This window comes from Nocardia vinacea NBRC 16497 (assembly GCF_000308835.1).
In the GTDB taxonomy this organism is placed as follows: Bacteria; Actinomycetota; Actinomycetes; order Mycobacteriales; family Mycobacteriaceae; genus Nocardia; species Nocardia vinacea.
This window is the reverse complement of sequence record NZ_BAGN01000418.1, coordinates 51,064-71,011: the sequence shown is the minus strand read 5'-3', so window position 1 is coordinate 71,011 and position 19,948 is coordinate 51,064. Positions and strand designations below refer to the sequence as shown.

Here is a 19,948-nt window from a genome sequence, read left to right as displayed (position 1 = left end):
TGCGCCCCGCCCGCCTCGAGGACGCCGAATCCATCGCGGCCATCTGGTACGAAGGCTGGCGCGACGCCCACCTCGGCAATGTCCCCGACGAACTCATCGCCGTCCGCCCACCGGAATCGTTCGACGTACGCGCCGCTCAGCGAATCGACGACACGGTCGTCGCGATCATCGCCGAACAGGTAGCCGGTTTCGTCATGACTCTCGACGACGAAGTCGACCAGGTCTACCTGTCCCGCCATCACCGCGGCACCGGAGTCGCCGCAACCCTGCTCTTCGCCGCCGAGCAGCGCATACATGCAAACGGGCATTCGCGCGCCTGGCTCGCCGTAGTTCCGGGCAACACCCGAGCCCGCGCTTTCTACGCCCGCAACGGGTGGGTCGATGAGGGCCTGTTCGATCACCAGGCCCCCGGACCCGATGGCCCGGTGTCGGTTCCCGCCCACCGCTACGTCAAGCAGCTCGGTTCTGCGTTGCCCCATATCGGATCGGCTGCCAACATCCCAGGATGAACACCGAGCAACCAGCCGCGCTCGCGCCCGGAATTGCGCCGCCTCAGCAGATCCACCTAGGTGACCTGCTGCTTCGCAGTTGGCAGCCCGAGGACCTGGTGCCACGGTTCGACGCGGTCACCGCCTCCTTCGACCACCTCCATCCATGGATGGACTGGCTGGCCGAACCCATGACACTCGAACAGCACCGTGCCTTCGGCGACGCGATGGCGACGAGCTGGCCGAGCCCCGACGGAAGTTGCAACTACGGCATCTTCGACGTCGACGGGCCCCTACTCGGTGCGATCGGAATCCACGACCGCATCGGCCCGCGCACGCTGGAAATCGGCTACTGGTGCCATGTCGCGCATACCGGCCGAGGAATAATCACCCGCTCCGCCGCCGCGCTGACTCGAATCGCGTTAGACCTACCCGGCGTCGACCGCGTTGAAATTCGCTGTGACGAAGCCAATGTTCACAGCGCCGCGGTCCCCCGCCGACTCGGATACCGGCTCGACCGGGTCGCACCACGCGAGGTGCGCGCCCCCGCGGAGTCGGGCCGCGGCATGTTCTGGATCAAAGACAACTTTCCGGCCAGCCGCCCAGTCGCGCGTTCTGAGCATGGCTGAGGGAGACCAGTTCGGCACGAACGTAGCCCGGCGCCGTGAACGCTCGCTCAGGTATCTGTGTCGTGCACGCCGACCGAGTCGCCCCCGATGGCGTCGCTCTCGTCCAAGCCGGCGTCCAGGAGCCAGCCGTCTTCGCCGACTCGACACAACCAGCCATCGGCCGTGCGCTCGTAGATCGGAGCGCTGTCGACGGGGGCGAGGTCGAGCTTGAAATGGGTTTCTTCGTGAAAAGCGGCGAGCAATGCGCGCACAGACGGAGCGATCTCGCCCCGAGGCATCTCGGACATCTGCCCTATGCCTCCGATGAGTTCGGCAGGGCCTTCGAATTCATGAGCGCCGCCCAGTAGTCGTCTCGAAGCACGTCCCACAGATCACTGTGCTTGGGCAGCAACTCCCGAGCGGCGGCCAAATCGGGATACGGGTCGAATATGACCGTTCCGGCTTGCTCTTCCGTCAGCGGCGCGCGCGACGGCAAGCAGTACGCAGCGAACGACTCCGCAGCGAACTGCACGCGCAACACCCGCACGGAACACCCGACCAACTGCCACACCGCAACCTTTCGACCATCCGGAGTTTGCGTGGTACGCAACCGATCTCGCCGCATCACACCGCCTCGCGATTCGCAGCTGCCGTGGACTCGATACCTCGGCCCTCCGTTCGCCCAGAGTGTCCGGCCCACTCGCGAACGGCATCCGCGAACCGCTCGACCACATCGGCCGTAGCACCGCTGTACGCGACTGGCGGCACGACAATCGGATAGCGCTGCGGCAGTTCTGAATTCGTCACGATTCCTCCCCTTGACTGCAGTCGACGCACCCGAGACCTCGGATGCCCATAAAGCGTCGCCGACCAGCCACTTCGATCCCAGCCACGAAACCGCACGCAAGTAATACGCTTTCGGTACCGAGCATTGTGGACGCGAAAACAGGGGTGGCCATGATCGTCAGCAAGTGGACCGGTGTGGAGGTGAAAGCCCTTCGCACGGCGGCGCTGCGGCCGACGCAAGACGAGTTCGCCGCGCAGGTCGGCTACGAGCCGCCGACGATCAGGAAGTGGGAGAAGGCGACAGTATCCCGCCCGGTACGAGGGAAGTCTGCCCAGGACCTGGACTCCGAACTTGCCCGTCTAAATGATCAGCAGGCGCAACGGTTTCGGGCAGCGGTTGCCGACGATAGCCTGACGATGGGGCCCATTGCACGGGAAGTCGAGAGCGACGAAGTGAAGCGCCGGGAGTTCGGAGTACTGCTCGGGAACGCGATTGCGCTCCCTGCCGTGAATTCCGCCCCGTTCCCGAGTCGGATCGGAATTGCCGACGCGCACCGACTCGCGGCGAAGGTCGAGGACATTGCCCAGCGCGAGCAGATCGTGGGTGGCACAACACTGCTGCAGACAGCCATAGACGATCTCGAACGAGCGAAGGCCGTCTTGGAGACATGTGCCTTCGAAGAACAAGCGGGCAAGGCTTTCATGCGCGCGGCGGGCGAGCTCGCGACAATCGCCGGTTGGTTGGCGTACGACTCCGAGATGCACCCGCTCGCGCGCCGCTGTTATGCCGACGCGTTCGCATTGGCCAACCAAGCCGGCGACGAAGAACTAACCGTCCACGTATGTTTGAACGCCGCACATCAGGCGACCACCCTGTCACGGTCCGGCCAAGCGAACCCGCACCGCGCGCTCGGGCTCATCGGACGTGCGCGGGATCTGAGCCGTGGTCGCCCACCAGGCCGCGTCCACGCGTTGATGGCCATCCGTGAAGCCCAGGCATACGGCGTCCTCGGTGACCGCACCGGATTCGGCAAAGCCGTTGCCACTGCTTGGCGTGAACTGGATTTCGCGTTCGAGCACGAGTCGCCTGGGGAGTGCCCCCGGTGGCTCCGGTTCGTCACGACCACCGAGATCCGATGTCACGAAGCCCGCGGTATCGGAGACCTCGGCGACTTGGCGAAGGCGGCAACCGTATCGGCTGGACTCGCGCTGGAGCAGGCAGGTGCCCGCAACGCCGCGAACTATCGAGCAGGCTGGGCGGCGGCTTTGGCAAATGCAGGAGATATCGAAGGTGCTGCTGATCAGGGACTTTCCGTCATCGCCGATCTCGAGCGAGAGATCTCCTCCACGCGCACCCTCAAACTCCTTGCGCCAGTTCGAGGTGCGGTGGAGGGATACTCCGACGAATTCCGGCAACGATTCGACGATCTGGCGAGAAGGGTCACGACCGCATGAATCCAGACCAGAAGGCGACAACCCTGGAGTTCCATCATCTTTCGGCCGAACAGGCCCGCGAGCGACGCACGGAGATCGAGGACATATTCCGCGGTTCTTACGTTCATGCGATCGAAGCTGGCGAGAAATTCGAGGCACCGGAGGCATTCATGCACCGCTTCGACGCATACACCGACCCCAGTCGGCCCGCCGGGTTCGAGCTGGTGATCGCGGAACTCGACGGGCGCGCATGCGGCCAGGCGTGGGGCTGGCCGCTGCAAGAGAGCACCGCATGGTGGGGTGGTCTCCAACTGGACGAGGGCGACGCAGCCGATTTCACGGCCGAGAATGGTTCCCGCACATTCGCACTCAGCGAAATCATGGTGCGGTCCGAGCTCACCGGCCGAGGCATCGCCCATGCCCTCCACGACGAACTCCTTGGCCACCGAGCAGAACAACGCGCGACACTGCTCGTCCGCCCCGACAACACCCGCGCCTACACCACCTACCACAACTGGGGCTGGTATCGGGTAGGCACCCTTACGCCGAGCTGGCCCGACGCACCCACATTCGACGTGCTTATCCGCGACCTGCCTACAAACTGACCGGGAACGCCTATGAATCACTTCCGTCGACCGGCGCGAGCGATCACGCAATCGGCGGGCTGAACGCCCGATAATCCGCCACAACCGTTGCAGCGCCGATGATCTCACCGCGGTCGACCAAGTCGACCCCGTCTGCGAGCAGGTTCCAACGGATGTCCCCGGCCTAGTTGAGCCAAGTGCTTCGCACGAACGTCGTTGCGCATTGCCGTATCGGCGTCGGCGCTCGAACGTCCGGAAATAGCCGATTATCGGACGTGGGTACCCTTGCGACACGCCGCGCCGACCAGGTCGTCTCCGCCTGGCTCACGCTATGAGCACCGCTTACGTCCGTTCGACCGCTTCGCACTCCACGCGGTGGTCCCACGGCGTTGTAGAGTCCAGCTCGATTCAACCTCGCCATGCCGTCTCGGGACGAGATGGATACCCGGGTTCAGGAAGTTGAACGGACAAATTCTGTGAGGAGTTCGCCATGTCCTACACCGTGGACTTCACCACCGTATCGACCGTCGGCCTGGAATCGTCGCCGGTCGCGGATGCCCTCGCCGGCCTGCGGGCGAACGAGGCCCGATATTTCAGGAACAAGTACGGCCACGACTTCACAGTGGAACCTGCGGGAGATGCCGAATCGACCGTCGACTGGGTGAGCCGGATCCTCGAAGAGGAACGCGGCATCGTCATCTCGTCACGGCCCCTGGAAGCCACGGCGTTCGAGGTGGCGAATATTCGCTTCGCCTATGTCTTCTACGAGAACGGGCTCGCCATCAACGTCATGTATTCCGTCGACGGCAGCGACAAGCGGGCGGTCGGATTCAAACTCTCCGAAGGGATGGACGTCCCCGAGGAACTCGGCTCGTTCAAGTTCGCGAGGCAGAAGTCGAAGTTGGCCGGGACGATTCGCGGCTCCTACTTCGTCATCAAGAACGAATACTGACCGCCGAACCGGACGGCAACGACAAGAGACCTTCGGTCTGCAAATTACTCTCATGAACGGCGCCGATGCGATCGGCAACCTTGTGGGAGGCGCGGCAATCACACAAGCGGGCGTAGGGAACGTGTTCTTCATCCGGTGACACCTACTCGGGCATGGCAAGCAAGTCGAGTTATCGAACATATGTTCTATGTTTGAGGTAGGCTGCTGCGGGTGAACATACATTCGACCGCGCTGGCGCCGGATGCTCGAACACCAGGATGGCCCGAACTGGCCGATGTCGACTTGCTGCGCACCCTCGTCGAAACCGAACGCCGTCGGAGGCGACTGGATGCTGCCATGCGCGCGGCCGTCGCCGAAGCCGAGCGTCGTGGCCTCGCCGCAGACACCGGCTATCGGGACACCGTGGAGCTGTTGACCGACCTGCTGCGGATCAGTGCTGACGAAGCGCGCCGGCGAATCGAATACGCGGCTCCGCAGGTCCGCTCGCGTACCAGAAAGATGTGGAGGGTGCTGGCGGCCGCGAGCTGAGGCCGAGCCCGGGTGCTTCGAGCTCTGAAAGATCAACGAGCCGAGCTCATCTCGACCGGACGAACGAGGATCGAATTCGAGCATGGCTGTGATGTTCGAAGTTCGTGCATGGATCACGCGGTAACGCAGATGTGTGGCGTCGCGGCCTTCGAGCGAGCGGCCGAGTTCTAGTTCGATGTGGCCGGGTCCGGTCGGTTCGAACAGAATCCGGGCCGCGGCGCCGGTAGACGAACGCACTCAACTGCGGATTATCGAGTCGCGGGCACCGATCGGACGTCGGTATCGTGGGTAAGCGCTCGGCGGTAGGGGCCATGGGAGGAGGGCGCGTATGCCCACGGTGCGGCGGTTCTGGATCGAATTCGATCTGGGGAGCAGACGACTTTCCTGGCCGCAGTTGAGCCAGGGCGTTGGTGTGACCGGATTCGACGAGCGGGACTGCTTGTCGATGGTGGCGGATCTGTTCCCCGACGACATAGAGCTACCCCCCGTGCGCCACATCACGGTCGACATCTCGCTCGCCGAGAAACTCCCGCTGAACCCTTCCCATCTCGGAGTCCCCGTGTGGCGCGGCATCTGGTATCCGCCCAGCAACCTCTGGACCGGGCCGATGTGGCGTCCCCGCGGCGTCGGCCGAAATCCCGCCGCACCCGCCTCCAGCCCGGAACGCCTCACGGATTCACCCGCAGAGCCAGGGGCCAGCGTGCGCCCCGACCCACTGCCGGAGTGGTGGGACGAAATCCCGCATGTCGATAGTCTGCTGTGGCCGGTCGGCAAGATGCCCTACACCTATCTGGGCGATCAGATGTGGCGTTACGCATCAGAACTGCGCTTCGCCATCATCAAGGAGCCGAGCTATGGGGACATGGTGCGCGAAGCCCTCGACTACGTGATCGCGCGACGTCCGACACCGAGCGATTGGTTCGACCCGAACACGACCACGTTCCTCGATCAACAGCAGCAGGACGAATATCTGCGAACCTTCCGCGACTTCTTGTTCGGACACCACCCGGATCCGATCTACCCTCCCCGCAAACGGTTTCCACCCGACGCGAAAACCACACCATCCGACGAATGAGCACGAGCCCCGAGGGCTCCGAACAACTTGTAATGCCGCCTATCGCGCGTAGACGAACGTCCGCATCTGCCGATTTCAGGATGCCACTCTGCTCAGACCGTGTCTCATGTCGTCGATTTCGCCTTCGTGAGTTTCTTGTAGCCGGTCACGGCTGCGGCGAGGGTGAGGAAGCCGAGGAAGTGGGTGGCCTTGCGGTCGTAGCGGATGTTGAGCCGGTGATACCCGGTCAGCGGAGATCGTTCGTTCGATGACCCAGCGGCGTCGGCCGAGGCGCTCGCTGGACTCGATGCCCTCCGAAGCGATAGATCATCAACCACGACCAGACATCATGCAGCACAACCGGTTACGACACCCGAACGAACTACAACGACGTGAGACATGGTCTAGGGGAGGATGGAGTCTATGTAGCCGCCGTCGACTCGAAGGGCGCCGCCTGTCGTGGCCGACGCGAATTCCGAGCTCAGGTAAACGATCATCGCCGCGATCTCGGTCGGCTCGATCAGACGTTGGATCAGCGAGTGTGGACGATGGTCCATCATGAATTGGTGTTCGGCCTGATCCCACGGCAATTCGTCGCCCACCAACTCGTGGACGAAATCCTCGACCCCTGGCGTGCGTGTCGGCCCTGCCATCACCGAGTTGACGGTGACGCCGGTGCCCGCCGCCGCTTTCGCGTAACCACGGGTGACCGCCAACAAGGCAGTCTTCGTAGTGCCGTAATGAACCATCTCGATCGGGGTCACGACCGCTGAGTCGCTGGCGATGTTCATCACTCGCCCGAACCCGCGGTCCATCATTCCTGGCAAGTACATTCGGATCAGCCGCACCGCGGACAGCACGTTGACCTCGAAGTAGCGCCGCCATTCGTCGTCCTCGATCTCGAGCACCGGCTTGGCGCCGAAGATGCCGAGGTTGTTGACGAGAATGTCGAGATCGTTGACCTGCTCGCGCAGCGTCGCCGCACCGTCTGCCGAGGCGAGATCGGTTGCCACGGCAGTAACCTCGGCGCCCCGCACTTCGCTCGTGATGCTCGCGCGGGCTCGCTCGGTCTTGTCGCGGTCCCGTCCGTTGACCACCACCGATGCCCCCGCCCGGGCCAGTTCTGTCGCAATAGCCAACCCGATGCCCTGACTGGATCCTGATACCAATGCGCGTCGTCCGGAAAGGTCTATGTGCATCGCACCATCGTGCCGCAGCTCTCGGACCTGGAGTTTCCGCCACGCCCGAATCGGCAAACTCGACCAGCAGAGAGGGCAAACATGGCGACGCCGAACTGTGCCCGGCGGTGCGGCTCGAGACATCCGGTATTGCCGAATAGCGGACATTCGACATGGAAGGTGAGGATGTGCGTTTGATTCGGTGTGGACGGTCGGCGTGATGCATGTACCGACGGTTTCGCGCCACCCGAACGGATTCGAATTCAGTTCGGGCGGTAATCATGCGGCGGAACTCTTTCCTCAGCAGTGGAACTGCAACCAATGTCGCCGCCTATCCAGTATCTCAGTTGATGTCAGTTTCGGGCTGCTCTTCGTTGGCATTATTCGAGTTTTTGCGTGAATGCTTAGTCGTCCATTTACCGACTGGCGGCAAATTCGGGCGACGCCGCGCCACTTCAGGAGTGGACGGAACGTCATTGGCGGCACTCTCGCGTGCGGGTTCCTCGCCTGTCATGATTGAGCAATCCTTTCGAACCGGTTGATTCCGAGATACCAGAACAGGATCTCGAAGCCGAGCGCCAGCGCGGCTATGCCAAGTGCCCATCGCCGGATTCTCAACTTCCCTTCGTTTACATCCATACCCTTCTCCGTAGCATACAACATTTCGATGCAGAACTCGTCTCGTGTGAGCGGGGGATCGAGCTTGGCGTAGTAATTCTCGTAGGCCAGGACGGGGTCGAATCCGACATACCAATCGCGTGCAGGTCCGGCCACCAGCCATGCGCAGAGCAAAAGTCCTATGATGAACGCAACCAATGCCGCCCAGTCCAATGCGGAGAGTTTTCCGACGCGGATCAGGCTACCGCCCAGAAATGTTGTGGAAATCGTTATAGCGGTGAGCAGGTACGATGCTCTGACGCGAATTTGGTCGAAATCCTTTTGCTGAGCCTCGAGGAGTCGCAAGGACTCGGTGAATAAGATCTTCACTCGTTCGTCGTCGGGCATATTACATGCACCCTCTCTTTTAGATTAGCCGACCAGTAGGTAGGGGGCCCAAAAAGCCGGATGTTCGAATGGGAATCCCTCATTGCTCGACATGCTGCGCACTTCCAAGGTTGCCTGCCGCATACCTTGCGCAATGCTGATCACATCCAGTTCAAAATTCCAGCAGCGGTAGAATATTTCAAAATAGCGCGCTGCTGCTTCCTGATCGGGAGGCCAGAGAGTGCCTACCACTCGACAGCCGGCAGAGCTGAAGAATGCCCCCGGCATACTCATCATCTCGTCGGGGGCCAGCCCGCCGATCAATGCGCTCTCGCAGCTCGAAAGTACTACGAGATCGAGTGCGGAGGTATCCCAGTCGCGAAGATCCGACACGCTGACCGCCTGGTCGCCGGCAAGCAGGAAGCCGCTTCTCCTGGGAAAATCCTCGTACGCGGCTCCATGCGTCGAGACGTGTAACAAATTATGGCCAGGCAGCCTATCTCGCAATGCTTCTCGAGTCGCATCCGACCCACTCAATTCATCGATATCGCCAACACGATCTCGTAAAGTCGACAATTCAAGCGTTGACCAACCGAGGGATCCAGCCGACATATCCGACGGATCGCTGACTGCGAGCGGCCTCAGCACCTTCCGGTGGCCCGTATCGATTCGTCGCAGCGCGCTGGCGCTCGGTAAATAACTCAGAGCGTGCGAGTCGATTGCGTATCGCCCAGGTATATCGGAACCAGCGGGTGACGGCTCCCACGCGGCATGAAGGGGCAAATTGCTGAGGATTCCCATGGCGACTATACGAGCAAAGGGCTCGTTGCCAAGGATTTCGATCATCGGCCCAACTGCAGCAATCCACAACCATCGCGTAATAGATAGTAACGCCTCACCCCATGCTTCGAACTTGGATTGGTCCCGAGGATGCTTCAGGTGAGCGCGGTAAGCTTCCAAATAGTCGAGGCCGCGCGCCCAAACGTCTTGCCAAGTCAGCGCCGGGAGCTCACGCCATACGGGTGAACCACTCCTGTCCACAAGTAATAGACTCCCACTCACGGCGCCTGGTATCAAATAAACTATGGGCGTGGAGGCGATACTTTTTATGTCCGATATCGGATCAAGCTTGGAAGGAAAGTCTTCGAAACCTTGCAGTGCGCGAATGGCGCTGATAGATTCTTCCCGGCTTTGGACAATTTTTCGTAGGTCCTCGAAAGATGTGAATTTACCTATTCCGCTGCGAGACAGTTGCGACAACTCCACGCGTCGGCTCAGATCCAACAGAGTATTTTCTGCCTTGCGGAATTCCGATGCAAGGTCCTCGCGTCCCCGCTTTTCCAGGAGTGCGAGGTCCGGCAGCCACGCGACGTCTTTGTTCGCCAGTAGTGTCAGCCGACCCGCCTCGGCGACCTCGATGGCACGCCAGAATTCATCTATTCTCGCGAATGCATGGGCTGCTAGCGGCCGCAGGCGGCGGCCATGTGCCACAAGTCTTTCCCGGTGCGGCTCGAACGGATGCCCTTCCGTCATTTGCGTCAACACCGACAACGCAATACCGTAGACTTCGGCAGCAGTTTTCCAATTGCCGCGCGCCTCTTCGGACCCTGCCCAATTCATCAATATTTCGAGCCGGACGCGGGGCGATGACTTCAGCCCTTCCCGGTAGCAGAGGTGGCGGATCACACCCGCAACTATAGCCGGTCCTTCACCATGTGCGATATCGAAGAGATCGGCAGCCAACGCGAGTGCACGAAGCTGTGAGACCGATGCAAGAGGTGTAACAGTAAGAGCTTTTGCAAGAGTCTCGGTGATCTCGCCCGGAACAATGACGTCCTCGGTCCCGTGGATCACTGGCTGTACTTGCAGCAAAAACATGCGAAGCAGGATCAAGTGGGCACTCAAGAACAGGTCGCCTCCTGGCTTCGATGGCAATCTGGTCGCGGCAACCGACGAGCGTTGTACAGTCTCGGCGAGAGCTTCCAAGTCTGACGCTACGGTGAATGCCAGGCAGCTTTCGAGTATAAGATACTCTCTGGCAAGTTTCCTGTGAGATCGAGTGAGCACCATGGCCATGGCGATATCCTCGCCAATTGGAATCTGGCGTCGAAATAGCAGTGCATGTACGTACTCTAATAGTATTCTCGCCTGCGAAGCGTGTTCCAACTCCGGATTCAGCTCGGAAAGTGCGATGTGAACTGTGGCCGCAGTCAGGCTTGCCTGGATCATCGCTTTCCGAACAGCTCGCCGTCGCGCCGGCGCCCAGGCTACTCTGATAGTAGTCCTCAACTCGGAAATCTCGGCGCACCGGTCCAGTGCCAACCCAAAATGTATCAGGTCATCATTTGCGGTGCCGCGGGCCTCGCCGCACCGCGCAAGCCCAGCGAGCAAACTCAATCGCTTCGCCGGTCGGGATTCCGCTGATTCGGCGGCAGTCAGCACAGATTCGACCAGCTCGAAGTCTTCGATATTTCCGGTGAGGGCAGCGCATGCAAGAAGCTGGTCCGAACAGCGCAGCAGGCGGCGCGCAGAGAACCTTCGCCTACGAGAGCTATTCGCTTTGTCGAGAACACTGCGGAGATGTCTTCGTGCTTTATCTCCCTCGACGAGTAGATCGAGGCGCAACTGTGCCGATGGCTGAAGAGCACGCCCTAAGTCATCTGCATCTAATCCAATGTTCACCAACACGGTCGCGACACACGACAGAATGACGCTGAGCTCATCCCCTAGCGGGTCGAGATGGTCGAATTTCGGCTTGGACTTCGTCCCCATTGGCACGAACAACGGACCCTTGTTCGTGTGAAGTGGCACTACCTCTGGGGCATCCGGGTTCCGATCCTTACCGTTTCCCACTAATCTTCCCTTCCCCGCGGTGCACCATTTCGCTCCCCAATAGCACGGCTGAAGTCACGCAATCGTACTTGCTCGAGGCAGCTGAGGAGTGCACATCCTCAGCCTCGTGATATGGGGTCGACACCGTCATCGAGATCACCAGTGAGTCCTGGCCGCCGTCCGCGCCGAAGCCAACGCCGCCCACGGGCTGCTGCACGGGTAGGTGTCATCGATCTGGCTTGCCGTGAGGTAGGCCTTGAAGAGTGTTCATCGTGCCCGAACTCCGCGCCATTCGACCTCTCCCGTGCGGACTACCTGCACGTACACACCCAGGCCGCCACCCGCCCCGGCCTCCCGGCCCCTGGCAGTTCGAAATCCCAGTCCCCAACTCCCCCAACCACCTACCGGCATGAACAACAACCGAAGCGATAGGTCAGCAACGTCGTGAATTACCGGGCCGGATTCGCGACCGCGAATGTGAACATCGTTCCGGCTTCGGCGGCTACCCGCGCCGACACAGACGAGCGCCCGCAAACGGTTGGGTAGGCCGTGCAGCGAGGTGCCTGCAGTTTGCAGGTCCTTTTCCGAACGGCCTCCCGCCGAACCGGACGTGCCAGCTTTCCCGGCATCCGGCTCTCCAGTGACCTATGTTGTGAGAGGTGTGGCCTGGACCGGGCCGGTGTGGATCAGGTCGTGGCAGGGCGGGCAGACGACGAGGGTCTTGCGGCGCCGGGTTGCCATGATTTTGACCCATTCCGGTTGGTGCGGGCCTGATTTCGCGAGCTCGGACAGTTTCGCGACGTGATGGATGTGCACTTCGCCACGGGTTCCGCAGAGTTCGCAGATGCTCCGCTGGAGGCGGGTGATGATCTCCTTGCGGGGCAGGGGATTTCGGCCGGGAACGCGATCGTGGAGGATCGCGGTCTTTCGCCGGGAGAGGGGAATGCCTCCGAACCTCGCGACCTGGGGTTTTCGGTTGCCGCGGTGCCGAGCCGCTTCGAAGCAGGTGCGCGGCCCGTCCAGGGTTTCGGCGGTGGCGCGATAACGGACCGCCATCTTGGCCACCGACGATTTGTGCTTGCCTGCAAGCGTTTTCAGCATCGAGGTTTGCATCGTCCACCTCACCCGTTCCAGACGATAGACGTCCGCGGCGAGCAGGTAGTAGTTGACGATGCCCCGGTATCGCGTCCCGAACGCGGCAACGATGTCGTGATCGTGCAGGTTCTGCAGGGCGCGCTGTGCGGCGGGTTTGCCGCCGCGCAGGTAGGTCGCGCACGAGGATTTGATCACCGGGATCGGCACTCGCAGCCGGATGCCGCCTTCGGCGGTCTTTCGGCCGCCAGTGCCGGTCTGGGTGGTGATCTCGTATCCGAGGAACCGTGCCGCGCGGGTCCGCGCGTGGGTGATCAGCGTTTTCTCCTGCGACAAATCCAAGCGGAGTTCCTCGCGCATGAATCTGGTCAGTCGCTGTTTGATTTCCTCGGCCTCGTGTTTCGGTCCGGCGAATCCGAGCAGAACGTCGTCGGCGTAGCGGATGTATCGCAGTCGGCGATAGCCGGGATCTCGGCAGTCGACGCTGGGCAGGCGAGCCTGCTGTGTGCGTAACTGCCGCACTCGGTCTCGGTCACCGCGTTTGCGGGCCCGCGCCAGCCGATGACGGATCCGCTCGTATTCGGCGTTGCGCATTCTCCTTGTCCCCCTTGTATATTCAGGGATGAGCGTGCGCTCGACGAATTCGTCGAGTTTGTGCAGATAGATATTGCACAGTATCGGCGACATTACGCCCCCAACGCAGTTGGCAATGTTCACCCTCCGTGTCGGAGTCCGCTGCGGACTGGTTGCCGCCGCTGGTGCGTTCACGCAGCGGGATGCGGTGGCGGATGGTGATCTTTTCCGGCCCGATGAGAACATCTTTGACCAGCAGTTTCACTACACGCCGGCGTTCATCGACGGTCGCGGTTTCAGCGCTGGTGCGCAGCTGGGTGAGGAACCCTTCCAGGTCGTGGGCGAGGGCGAGGTAGCCTTCGCGGTCGGCTTGCTGGGCGTCGAGGGCGCCGATCTGGTTGCGCAGGCTGGATTCCCGCGCCCGCAGCCCGGGCATGCGGGAGCGCAGCTCGTCGATGGTGATCAGCTGCTCACCGAACGCTTCGATCATCGCGGCGATCCCGGACCGGGTTTTAGCCAGCGCGGTATCGATCCGTTTACGTTGCACCACAACAGGATCCGAGGATTTCGCGGTGTCGAGTCGTTTGTCGATCTCGGTGCGGATCAGGGTCGGGTCAGCGAGCAGGCCGGTGATGTGGTCCCAGACCACGGTATCGAGGTAGTCCGCACGGACCGGTTTGTTGTCACAGACCCGCCCGCCTTCGTAGCGGTAGTTGTCCGAGCCCAGGCACCGGTAGTAGGAGACCCTCTTGTTCGTGGTGCGGGTCGCGGTCCGGTAGTAGCCGTAGCCGCATCGGTCACACGCTGAAAGTCCTTGCAGCAGATACGATTCGGTGCGGCCCCGGCCTCGGCCGCGGCCTGTGGTGCGTTTGTTCTCGGCCAGCCGAGCGGCGACCCGATCGAAGGTTGCTTGCGACACGATCGCCGGGACCGCGATCTCGATCCATTCCTCGCGCGGGCGGTCCACGGTTTTCGACGCGGTCGGCGTCGAGCGGCCCTGCAGCCGCGCCACCCGGTTCAGGTCCGCCGATTCGTGCACGACCTTCGTCTTGCCGAACACCGCCCGACCGGCATAGGCCGGGTTACGCAGCATGCCCCACACCACCGACCGATCCCACCGGGTCTTGCCCGTGCGGGTCGGGGTGCCCGTATCGGTGAGCCAGCGCGTCAGGTCGGCGATGGAGGCCCCGTCGTCGGCGTAACGCCGAAACATCTCCGCGACCAGCGCGGACTCATGCTCGGCGATCTCGTAGACCGCGCCAGTGTGGTCGGTTTTGCGCAGATAGCGGTAGCCGAACGGGGCGCCACCGAGCACGTTGACCGAACCCGATTTGGCGCGGTGGGTCTTGCCGCGCCGATACCGTTCCATGATCTGGGCTTTCTCGTATTCGGCGAACATGCCCTGGAACTGCACCATCAGCTGGTCCTCGGGGGTGTCGCCACGCGGGCCACGCACGAACTCGACCCGGGTGCCCGCGCGGGTGAATTCCTCGATCAACAGCGCCTGATAGGCGAACTTACGGGCGAGCCGGTCCGGCGAATAGCACAGCACCACATCGATATCGACGCCCGCAATCAGATCCCGCAACCGCTCGAGCGCCGGACGGATCAGCGTGGCCCCGGAATGCCCGTCGTCACGGAAAATCCACTGCTCAGGCACCTCGAGCCCGAGGTCTCGCGCGTGCGCTTTCAGCGCCTCGATCTGGGAGCCGATCGTCTCGTCCTTCTTCTGCCGGGCCGAGGACACCCGGGCGTAAATCACCGCGTTGCTCATGCGGTGTCATTCCTTCCTGACCGGCTCGCAGGGTGCGGGCCCGTCGTTGCGGTACCAGAATGGAGTAGGCCACCGACATATCCGTGGCCGCGTGACGGTCGAACACGAACTCCGCTTCGACCGCCCGCTCGTTCACCTGCGACGGAGCTGTCCGGGGCCCCGCGCCAAGAACTCCGTCAACGCAAGCGCCACCAGGGCGGAGATCGTGATCTGCGATGCCCGCGCCCGGTCCCGGACCCGCCCCGCCAGCACCGCCGGCAGCTTGACGGTGAAAACCACCGACTCGCCGGGAACCGTGACCTGGCCCTCGCGCACCGCCCGCCCGGCATACCGGCGGGCTTGCCGCGTCGAGCAGCCGAACCGATCCGCCAGTGCCGCAACAACTTCCGCGACCGATAGCCCCGTGGCGAGAAGGTCGGCAGCGGCATTGACCCGACGCGCGTAATCGACCGCACCCACACGAACACGACCATCAGCCATGCCATAAAACTACTACCCGACATGTCAATCCCGCTCCAGAACAGAGGAATTGGCACGAGGCATCAGTTCCAGCCGCCGGTAACTCAGCGAGACATCGAAGCAGAAGTTGCCAACTGCGTTGGGGGCGTAACCACGCCCCCTTGCGGTGCACCCGACAAGGTGGCGTTCCATGTCCATTCCTCGAGGTATCCGGCCTCGAGCATGTTTCGCATCAGCCGCAGGAACCGGTTGTCGTGGATCTTGTCCGCCAAAATCGCAAGGAGCACTTGATGATCCAGCGATCCGAAGCAGTCGGCGACATCGCCTTCGACGAACCAGGTTGTCCCGGTCCAGGTGTCGGCCACCTCGCTCAAAGCGGTGTGGCAGCCCCGGCCGGGCCGGAACCCGTGGGAACGGCCGGAAAACTGTGGCTCGTAAAAGGCTTCCAGCAGCAGCCGGATCACCTCACCGAGCAGTTTGTCCGACCAGGTCGGCAGTCCCAGCGGGCGCAGTTTCCCATTGCGTTTGGGGATCCAGACCCTTCGTGCGGGGCTGAACCGGTAGCGCTCGTGGCGCACCGCATCGATGATGCGGTCGATCCGGTTCAGCGACATACCGTCCACGGTTTCTGCGGTGGCCCCGGGCGTCATCGCTCCCTTGTTGGCGTAGATGCGTCCGTAGGCCAGCAGATACAACTGCGGATTGAACAGTTGCCGATACAACTCATCCAGCGGCAGCCCCTTGCTGCCGCGCTCACTCAGGACACCCAATACCGTTTCGGCGCTCTGCATTTCGCATACCTTCCACTGCTTGGAATGTCCCGGTCACCTGTTGTCCTTCGCCCTGCAGACGGCTTTCCCGTCCTCCCTGGCCGGGCGTGATTCCGGCGACTACTACGACAACTCCGTCGCCCTAGGACTCGCGTCCCGTAGGCGATCCCGCGTTCGTCTTCGTCATACGTATCGAGCGCGACGTAGGCGGCCCACTCATCTCCTTGAATGTCCTCACTGGACATCGCTCCGCATCCGGAAGGCGAGCCGGCCAGAGTGCGGGACCGGCCCGGGACACGGCGTCGGTGATCAGGCATCACTTCCGACGGGCGGGCATTTGCACCGTCTGGAGATTGGGCTTCAGGCAATCCAGCTTTCGCCCTATCGCGCGGGTCTCCCGACGCACCGCCCCCGATACCTGGGCGCAGCCGCCGGTTTCCTGACATGCTCTTGTCCCCGTTAACCTTTCGGCGCCGGGTAAGTCATCAGACCCAAGGATCTCCCTCCAATCCTTCCCGGCTGCGCCGGGGATATGACGAAGCGCCTCGCGGCGCACCACTCTCATGCCGCGACCCGCGCTGACCGAAGCGGCCAGCGCGGGCCCTCGGAAGATCAACGGGCTGAGACCATCTCGGGCACCGCACGGCTGCGGATCGGACGCACCATATTGCCGAATGCAGCGCGTTGTCTGGGCTTCAGTGGAATCACCAGCGGGTCAGCCGATGGGCCATGTCGTCTTGCTCGTCAAGACACCTGAAACACTGCATCGCCCGCTCCCGGCACGGCGAGGTAGGTTCGCGTGAAGCGACGAGGGGAACGGGTGTGAAAGATCCGCATGATCAACCGGAGTTACCGACGCCGGCCCCACACGGCGCGACCGCCGTCACCGCAGCCATCACCGCGCTGATCCTCGGTCCACTCACCGGAATCACCGGAATCATGTGGGTTCTCTACACGGTCGTCGGAATCGAAGATCACGCCCGCGAATATCACGAGATCGGCGAGTACAACACAGACCTGATCGTCATGGGGATCGCCGCCGTCGTCATCGGGCTGACCTGGTGGGTCGGTGGATTCCTTCTGCTGGCGTACATGAAAACGGGTCGTTTCCTGTTGATCCTCGCGTCAGGGGTGGCACTGATCGTGAGCGTTGCACAACTCTTCAATAGAGGTTTCACCTTCTTGTTCATTCCGATCATCGTGAGCCTGCTGATTCTCGTCCTGTGCGCGGTCCCGGCAACCGGTCGCTGGATCGTGGCGGATGAACCAGAGCCGAATCCGCTTGGACACGTTCACGGCCGGGTCTGAGTTCGCCCAGCTGGCCACGTTATTTATGGACTATGTTCTAAGTCGTTGCTCATTGGGCTGCGGGGCCCGCAATGTCGAGCTCCCGAGCTAGCTTCAGTCGACTCGAGTGCGCGGTAATGCCGCCTATCGCGCATAGACGAACGTCCGCATCTGCCGAATGTCGCGCGTTTTCGCGCGGGAGTAAATGGGGGCGAGCGGCGAGGTGTAGGCGATCTAGTATCGCCTGGTGGTGGATGTGGTGAACAGGCAGTGGGTGTTGGGGCGACGGCCGGTAGGGGCGCTGCGGGACACGGATTTCGAGTTGCGGACTGTGCCGGTGCCGGTTCCGGGGCCGGGTGAGGCCTTGATTCGGGTGCATTGGCTGGGGATCGATCCCACCCAGCGGGGCTGGCTCAATGAGGCTGACAACTATATTGACGCCGTGCCGGTCGGCGCGGTGATGCGTGGTAGTGGTGTCGGGCAGGTGGTGCGCTCGAACGATCCGGATTGTCCAGTGGGTAGCTGGGTCGCGGGAATGGTGGGGTGGCAGGATTATGTCGTCCGGTCGGCGGGCGGGTTGTTCGGGTTGAACGTGGTGCCCGACGGTGTGCCGCCTACGTCGATGCTGAGTCTGTTCGGAGCGCCGGGTTTGACCGCGTACTTCGGTATGACGGATATCGGCCGTCCCGAGCCCGGCCAGACGGTGCTGGTTTCGGCGGCGGCCGGTGTCACCGGGTCCATCGCGGGGCAGATCGCAAAGATTTTGGGCTGCACGGTCATCGGTATCGCCGGCGGCCCGGACAAGTGCTCCTGGATCACCGAGCATGCGGGTCTGGATGCCGCCCTCGACTACAAACACGACGATATCGATGCCTGTTTGACCCGTCTTGCCCCAAACGGCGTCGACGTCTTCTTCGACGGTGTGGGCGGCCGTATCCTCGAGCACGGTCTGGCGCACCTGGCCCGTCGCGCGCGTGTAGTCCTGGCCGGGGCCATCTCTTCCGGGTATCAGGGCGCCGATCCGGCATGTGGGCCGCGGAACTATATGAGGCTGGCGCTGGACCGGGCGCGTATGGAAGGGTTCATCTTCCTCGACTACCTCGACCGTTTTCCGGAAGCCTTCATGGCATTGCGTAACTGGCAGGCCCAGGGAGCGATCACCATTGCCGAGACCGTCAGCAGTGGACTGGAATCCGCGCCGAGCGCGTTGCGTGCCGTCTTCGAGGGTCGCAACCTCGGCAAGCAGCTGGTCGAGATCGCAGAGTCCTGACACATGACGGATACGAGATTGTCGCCGTTGCCCGGCCGGGAAACGTTCATCCGGCGACCGGATGTCGGTCGGTGGTGCGCAGCGGCGCGCCGACGTGGTGCATGTGCCGCAGTGCCTCGCGGTAAGAGGAGATCAGCCCGGTCTCGTGGTAAGGCACGCCGATTTCGGCGCAGTAGTCCCGGACGATCACCGTGGCGTGACGCAGATTCGGCGTCGGCATGCTCGGGAACAAGTGGTGCTCGATCTGATAGTTGAGCCCGCCGAGAGCGAGGTCGGTCAGCACGCCACCTCGCACGTTGCGGGAGGTCAGCACCTGCCGGCGCAGGTAGTCGAGGCGGTCGTCGCCGGTCAGGGTTGGCATGCCCTTGTGGTTCGGGGCGAAGATGCAGCCCATGTACAGGCCGAACAGCACCTGGTGGACAGCGAGGAACGCGAAGGCTTTGTCGGCAGGCAGGACCGCGAACAATGCGGCCAGATAGGCGGCGAAGTGGCCGAAGAGCAGCGCGCCCTCCAATCCGCGGTATTTAACCGATCGATTTCTGAGCGCACGTACGCCGGCCACATGGAGGTTCAGGCCCTCCAGCGTCAGTAGGGGGAAGAACAGGAACGCCTGCGCCCTCCCGATGAGACGAGGCAGACCGCGACTGGCCCGTGCCTGCTGTTGTGACCAGACCAGAATGTCGGGCGCGACATCGGGGTCGAGTTCTTCGTGGTTCGGATTGGCGTGATGCCGGGTGTGCTTGTCCTGCCACCAGCCGTAGGCCAGGCCTATGCCGGCGTTGCCGACGAGTCGGCCCACGACCTCCGTCGGCTGCCGTAGCCGGAAGACTTGGCGGTGCGCGACATCATGCATGACGAGGGCGATTTGAGCGAACGTCACAGCCATGAACGCCGCGACCAGCAGCGTCCACCACGAGTCGCCGACGAGGACGAACGCCGCCCAGCCAGCTGCGAACGCAATCCCGACGAGGCTGAGCCGGACCGCGTAGTAGGCGGGACGCCGGTTCATCAGTCCCGCGTCGGAGATCCGGCGCAACAGACGGGCGTAATCACCGCCGGCGCCGCCGCGCCGCGATGGAAATGACTGTGGGGCCAGAGCCGGTGTCGTCATAGATCTTCCTGAGAGCTGAGTCGGAGATGCCACCTGTGCCCGTGCTCGATGCCGACCAGTCGATCTCGATCGGAGATCTGATCAAGCGGCCGCTGCTCGGTGTGTCCGGGGCACGGTGACGATTTCGATACACCGAAGCTATCGACCGGATTCTCATTCCATGTAATCCCTTGGTATGAGCCGG

General features: G+C 62.5%; 22 protein-coding genes. 9 read left to right on the top strand and 13 right to left on the bottom strand.

Annotation, left to right across the window (positions count from 1 at the left end):
• Both ON44_RS42100 and ON44_RS42095 read left to right on the top strand, forming a co-directional pair.
• Positions 1-509 (top strand): GNAT family N-acetyltransferase (locus tag ON44_RS42100; protein ID WP_040700565.1); only part of this gene is annotated, 509 nt, incomplete at its 5' end.
• On the top strand, positions 506-1,117 hold the full coding sequence (locus tag ON44_RS42095; RefSeq protein WP_083898508.1) for a GNAT family N-acetyltransferase: 612 nt from the start codon (positions 506-508) through the stop codon (positions 1,115-1,117). The genes ON44_RS42100 and ON44_RS42095, both read left to right, overlap by 4 nt.
• Before the next feature lie 47 nt (positions 1,118-1,164).
• Here the strand turns inward: ON44_RS42095 and ON44_RS42090 are convergent, their stop codons facing one another.
• From ON44_RS42090 to ON44_RS42080, 3 genes are read right to left on the bottom strand one after another with little or no spacing between them, the layout of a single operon-like run.
• Positions 1,165-1,404 (bottom strand): hypothetical protein, encoded by a 240-nt coding sequence (locus ON44_RS42090; protein ID WP_040700563.1) that lies wholly within the window; start codon positions 1,402-1,404, stop codon positions 1,165-1,167.
• Positions 1,405-1,409: 5 nt separating this feature from the next.
• Complete coding sequence (locus ON44_RS42085) at positions 1,410-1,721, bottom strand: hypothetical protein (protein ID WP_040700561.1); 312 nt, start codon at positions 1,719-1,721, stop codon at positions 1,410-1,412.
• Positions 1,721-1,903 (bottom strand): hypothetical protein, encoded by a 183-nt coding sequence (locus ON44_RS42080; RefSeq protein ID WP_040700559.1) that lies wholly within the window; start codon positions 1,901-1,903, stop codon positions 1,721-1,723. Before ON44_RS42080 ends, ON44_RS42085 begins: the two co-directional genes overlap by 1 nt.
• Positions 1,904-2,053: 150 nt before the next feature.
• Here ON44_RS42080 and ON44_RS42075 point away from each other — a divergent pair, with 150 nt between their 5' ends.
• From ON44_RS42075 to ON44_RS42055, 5 genes are all read left to right on the top strand, one after another.
• The gene (locus ON44_RS42075) at positions 2,054-3,337 is read left to right on the top strand and encodes a helix-turn-helix domain-containing protein (RefSeq protein ID WP_040700556.1); all 1,284 of its coding nucleotides are present in this window, start codon (positions 2,054-2,056) and stop codon (positions 3,335-3,337) included.
• On the top strand, positions 3,334-3,921 hold the full coding sequence (locus ON44_RS42070; protein ID WP_040700555.1) for a GNAT family N-acetyltransferase: 588 nt from the start codon (positions 3,334-3,336) through the stop codon (positions 3,919-3,921). The genes ON44_RS42075 and ON44_RS42070 overlap by 4 nt, the downstream gene beginning before the upstream one ends.
• Before the next feature lie 469 nt (positions 3,922-4,390).
• On the top strand, positions 4,391-4,852 hold the full coding sequence (locus ON44_RS42065) for a DUF8821 family protein (protein WP_040700553.1): 462 nt from the start codon (positions 4,391-4,393) through the stop codon (positions 4,850-4,852).
• 210 nt (positions 4,853-5,062) lie between these two features.
• A complete protein-coding gene (locus ON44_RS42060; protein WP_245567547.1) occupies positions 5,063-5,380 on the top strand; it encodes a DUF222 domain-containing protein in 318 nt (105 codons plus the stop codon).
• A 328-nt stretch (positions 5,381-5,708) separates the two neighbouring features.
• Positions 5,709-6,455 (top strand): hypothetical protein, encoded by a 747-nt coding sequence (locus ON44_RS42055; RefSeq protein WP_040700552.1) that lies wholly within the window; start codon positions 5,709-5,711, stop codon positions 6,453-6,455.
• A 104-nt stretch (positions 6,456-6,559) separates the two neighbouring features.
• Here the strand turns inward: ON44_RS42055 and ON44_RS54330 are convergent, their stop codons facing one another.
• The 9 genes from ON44_RS54330 to ON44_RS42010 form a co-directional block, all read right to left on the bottom strand.
• Complete coding sequence (locus tag ON44_RS54330) at positions 6,560-6,772, bottom strand: hypothetical protein (RefSeq protein ID WP_083898507.1); 213 nt, start codon at positions 6,770-6,772, stop codon at positions 6,560-6,562.
• A gap of 66 nt (positions 6,773-6,838) precedes the next feature.
• Positions 6,839-7,633: an SDR family NAD(P)-dependent oxidoreductase gene (locus ON44_RS42045; RefSeq protein WP_040700603.1), complete on the bottom strand. Its 795-nt coding sequence runs from the start codon at positions 7,631-7,633 to the stop codon at positions 6,839-6,841.
• A 322-nt stretch (positions 7,634-7,955) separates the two neighbouring features.
• Positions 7,956-8,126 (bottom strand): hypothetical protein, encoded by a 171-nt coding sequence (locus tag ON44_RS51115; RefSeq protein ID WP_157187594.1) that lies wholly within the window; start codon positions 8,124-8,126, stop codon positions 7,956-7,958.
• Positions 8,123-8,617 (bottom strand): hypothetical protein, encoded by a 495-nt coding sequence (locus ON44_RS42040; protein ID WP_040700550.1) that lies wholly within the window; start codon positions 8,615-8,617, stop codon positions 8,123-8,125. Before ON44_RS42040 ends, ON44_RS51115 begins: the two co-directional genes overlap by 4 nt.
• Positions 8,618-8,641: 24 nt before the next feature.
• Positions 8,642-11,368, bottom strand: a complete 2,727-nt coding sequence (locus ON44_RS42035; RefSeq protein WP_157187593.1) for a CHAT domain-containing protein — start codon at positions 11,366-11,368, stop codon at positions 8,642-8,644.
• Positions 11,369-12,073: 705 nt separating this feature from the next.
• Entirely contained in the window at positions 12,074-13,207 is a 1,134-nt protein-coding gene (locus ON44_RS42025; protein WP_218007767.1) for a reverse transcriptase/maturase family protein, read from the bottom strand.
• On the bottom strand, positions 13,137-14,867 hold the full coding sequence (locus ON44_RS42020; protein ID WP_051183244.1) for a recombinase family protein: 1,731 nt from the start codon (positions 14,865-14,867) through the stop codon (positions 13,137-13,139). The genes ON44_RS42025 and ON44_RS42020 overlap by 71 nt, the downstream gene beginning before the upstream one ends.
• Before the next feature lie 132 nt (positions 14,868-14,999).
• Positions 15,000-15,347: a hypothetical protein gene (locus ON44_RS42015; RefSeq protein WP_218007766.1), complete on the bottom strand. Its 348-nt coding sequence runs from the start codon at positions 15,345-15,347 to the stop codon at positions 15,000-15,002.
• An 83-nt stretch (positions 15,348-15,430) separates the two neighbouring features.
• A complete protein-coding gene (locus ON44_RS42010; RefSeq protein ID WP_083898505.1) occupies positions 15,431-16,117 on the bottom strand; it encodes a reverse transcriptase/maturase family protein in 687 nt (228 codons plus the stop codon).
• An 801-nt stretch (positions 16,118-16,918) separates the two neighbouring features.
• On the opposite strand from ON44_RS42010, the gene ON44_RS42005 reads away from it, so the two are divergent.
• Positions 16,919-17,404, top strand: coding sequence for a hypothetical protein (locus tag ON44_RS42005; RefSeq protein ID WP_040700542.1), 486 nt, complete (start codon positions 16,919-16,921; stop codon positions 17,402-17,404).
• A gap of 226 nt (positions 17,405-17,630) precedes the next feature.
• Positions 17,631-18,653, top strand: coding sequence for an NADP-dependent oxidoreductase (locus tag ON44_RS42000; protein WP_040700540.1), 1,023 nt, complete (start codon positions 17,631-17,633; stop codon positions 18,651-18,653).
• Between the two features lie 46 nt (positions 18,654-18,699).
• Here the strand turns inward: ON44_RS42000 and ON44_RS41995 are convergent, their stop codons facing one another.
• Positions 18,700-19,764, bottom strand: a complete 1,065-nt coding sequence (locus ON44_RS41995; protein WP_040700539.1) for a fatty acid desaturase family protein — start codon at positions 19,762-19,764, stop codon at positions 18,700-18,702.
• Positions 19,765-19,948 lie beyond the last annotated feature (184 nt).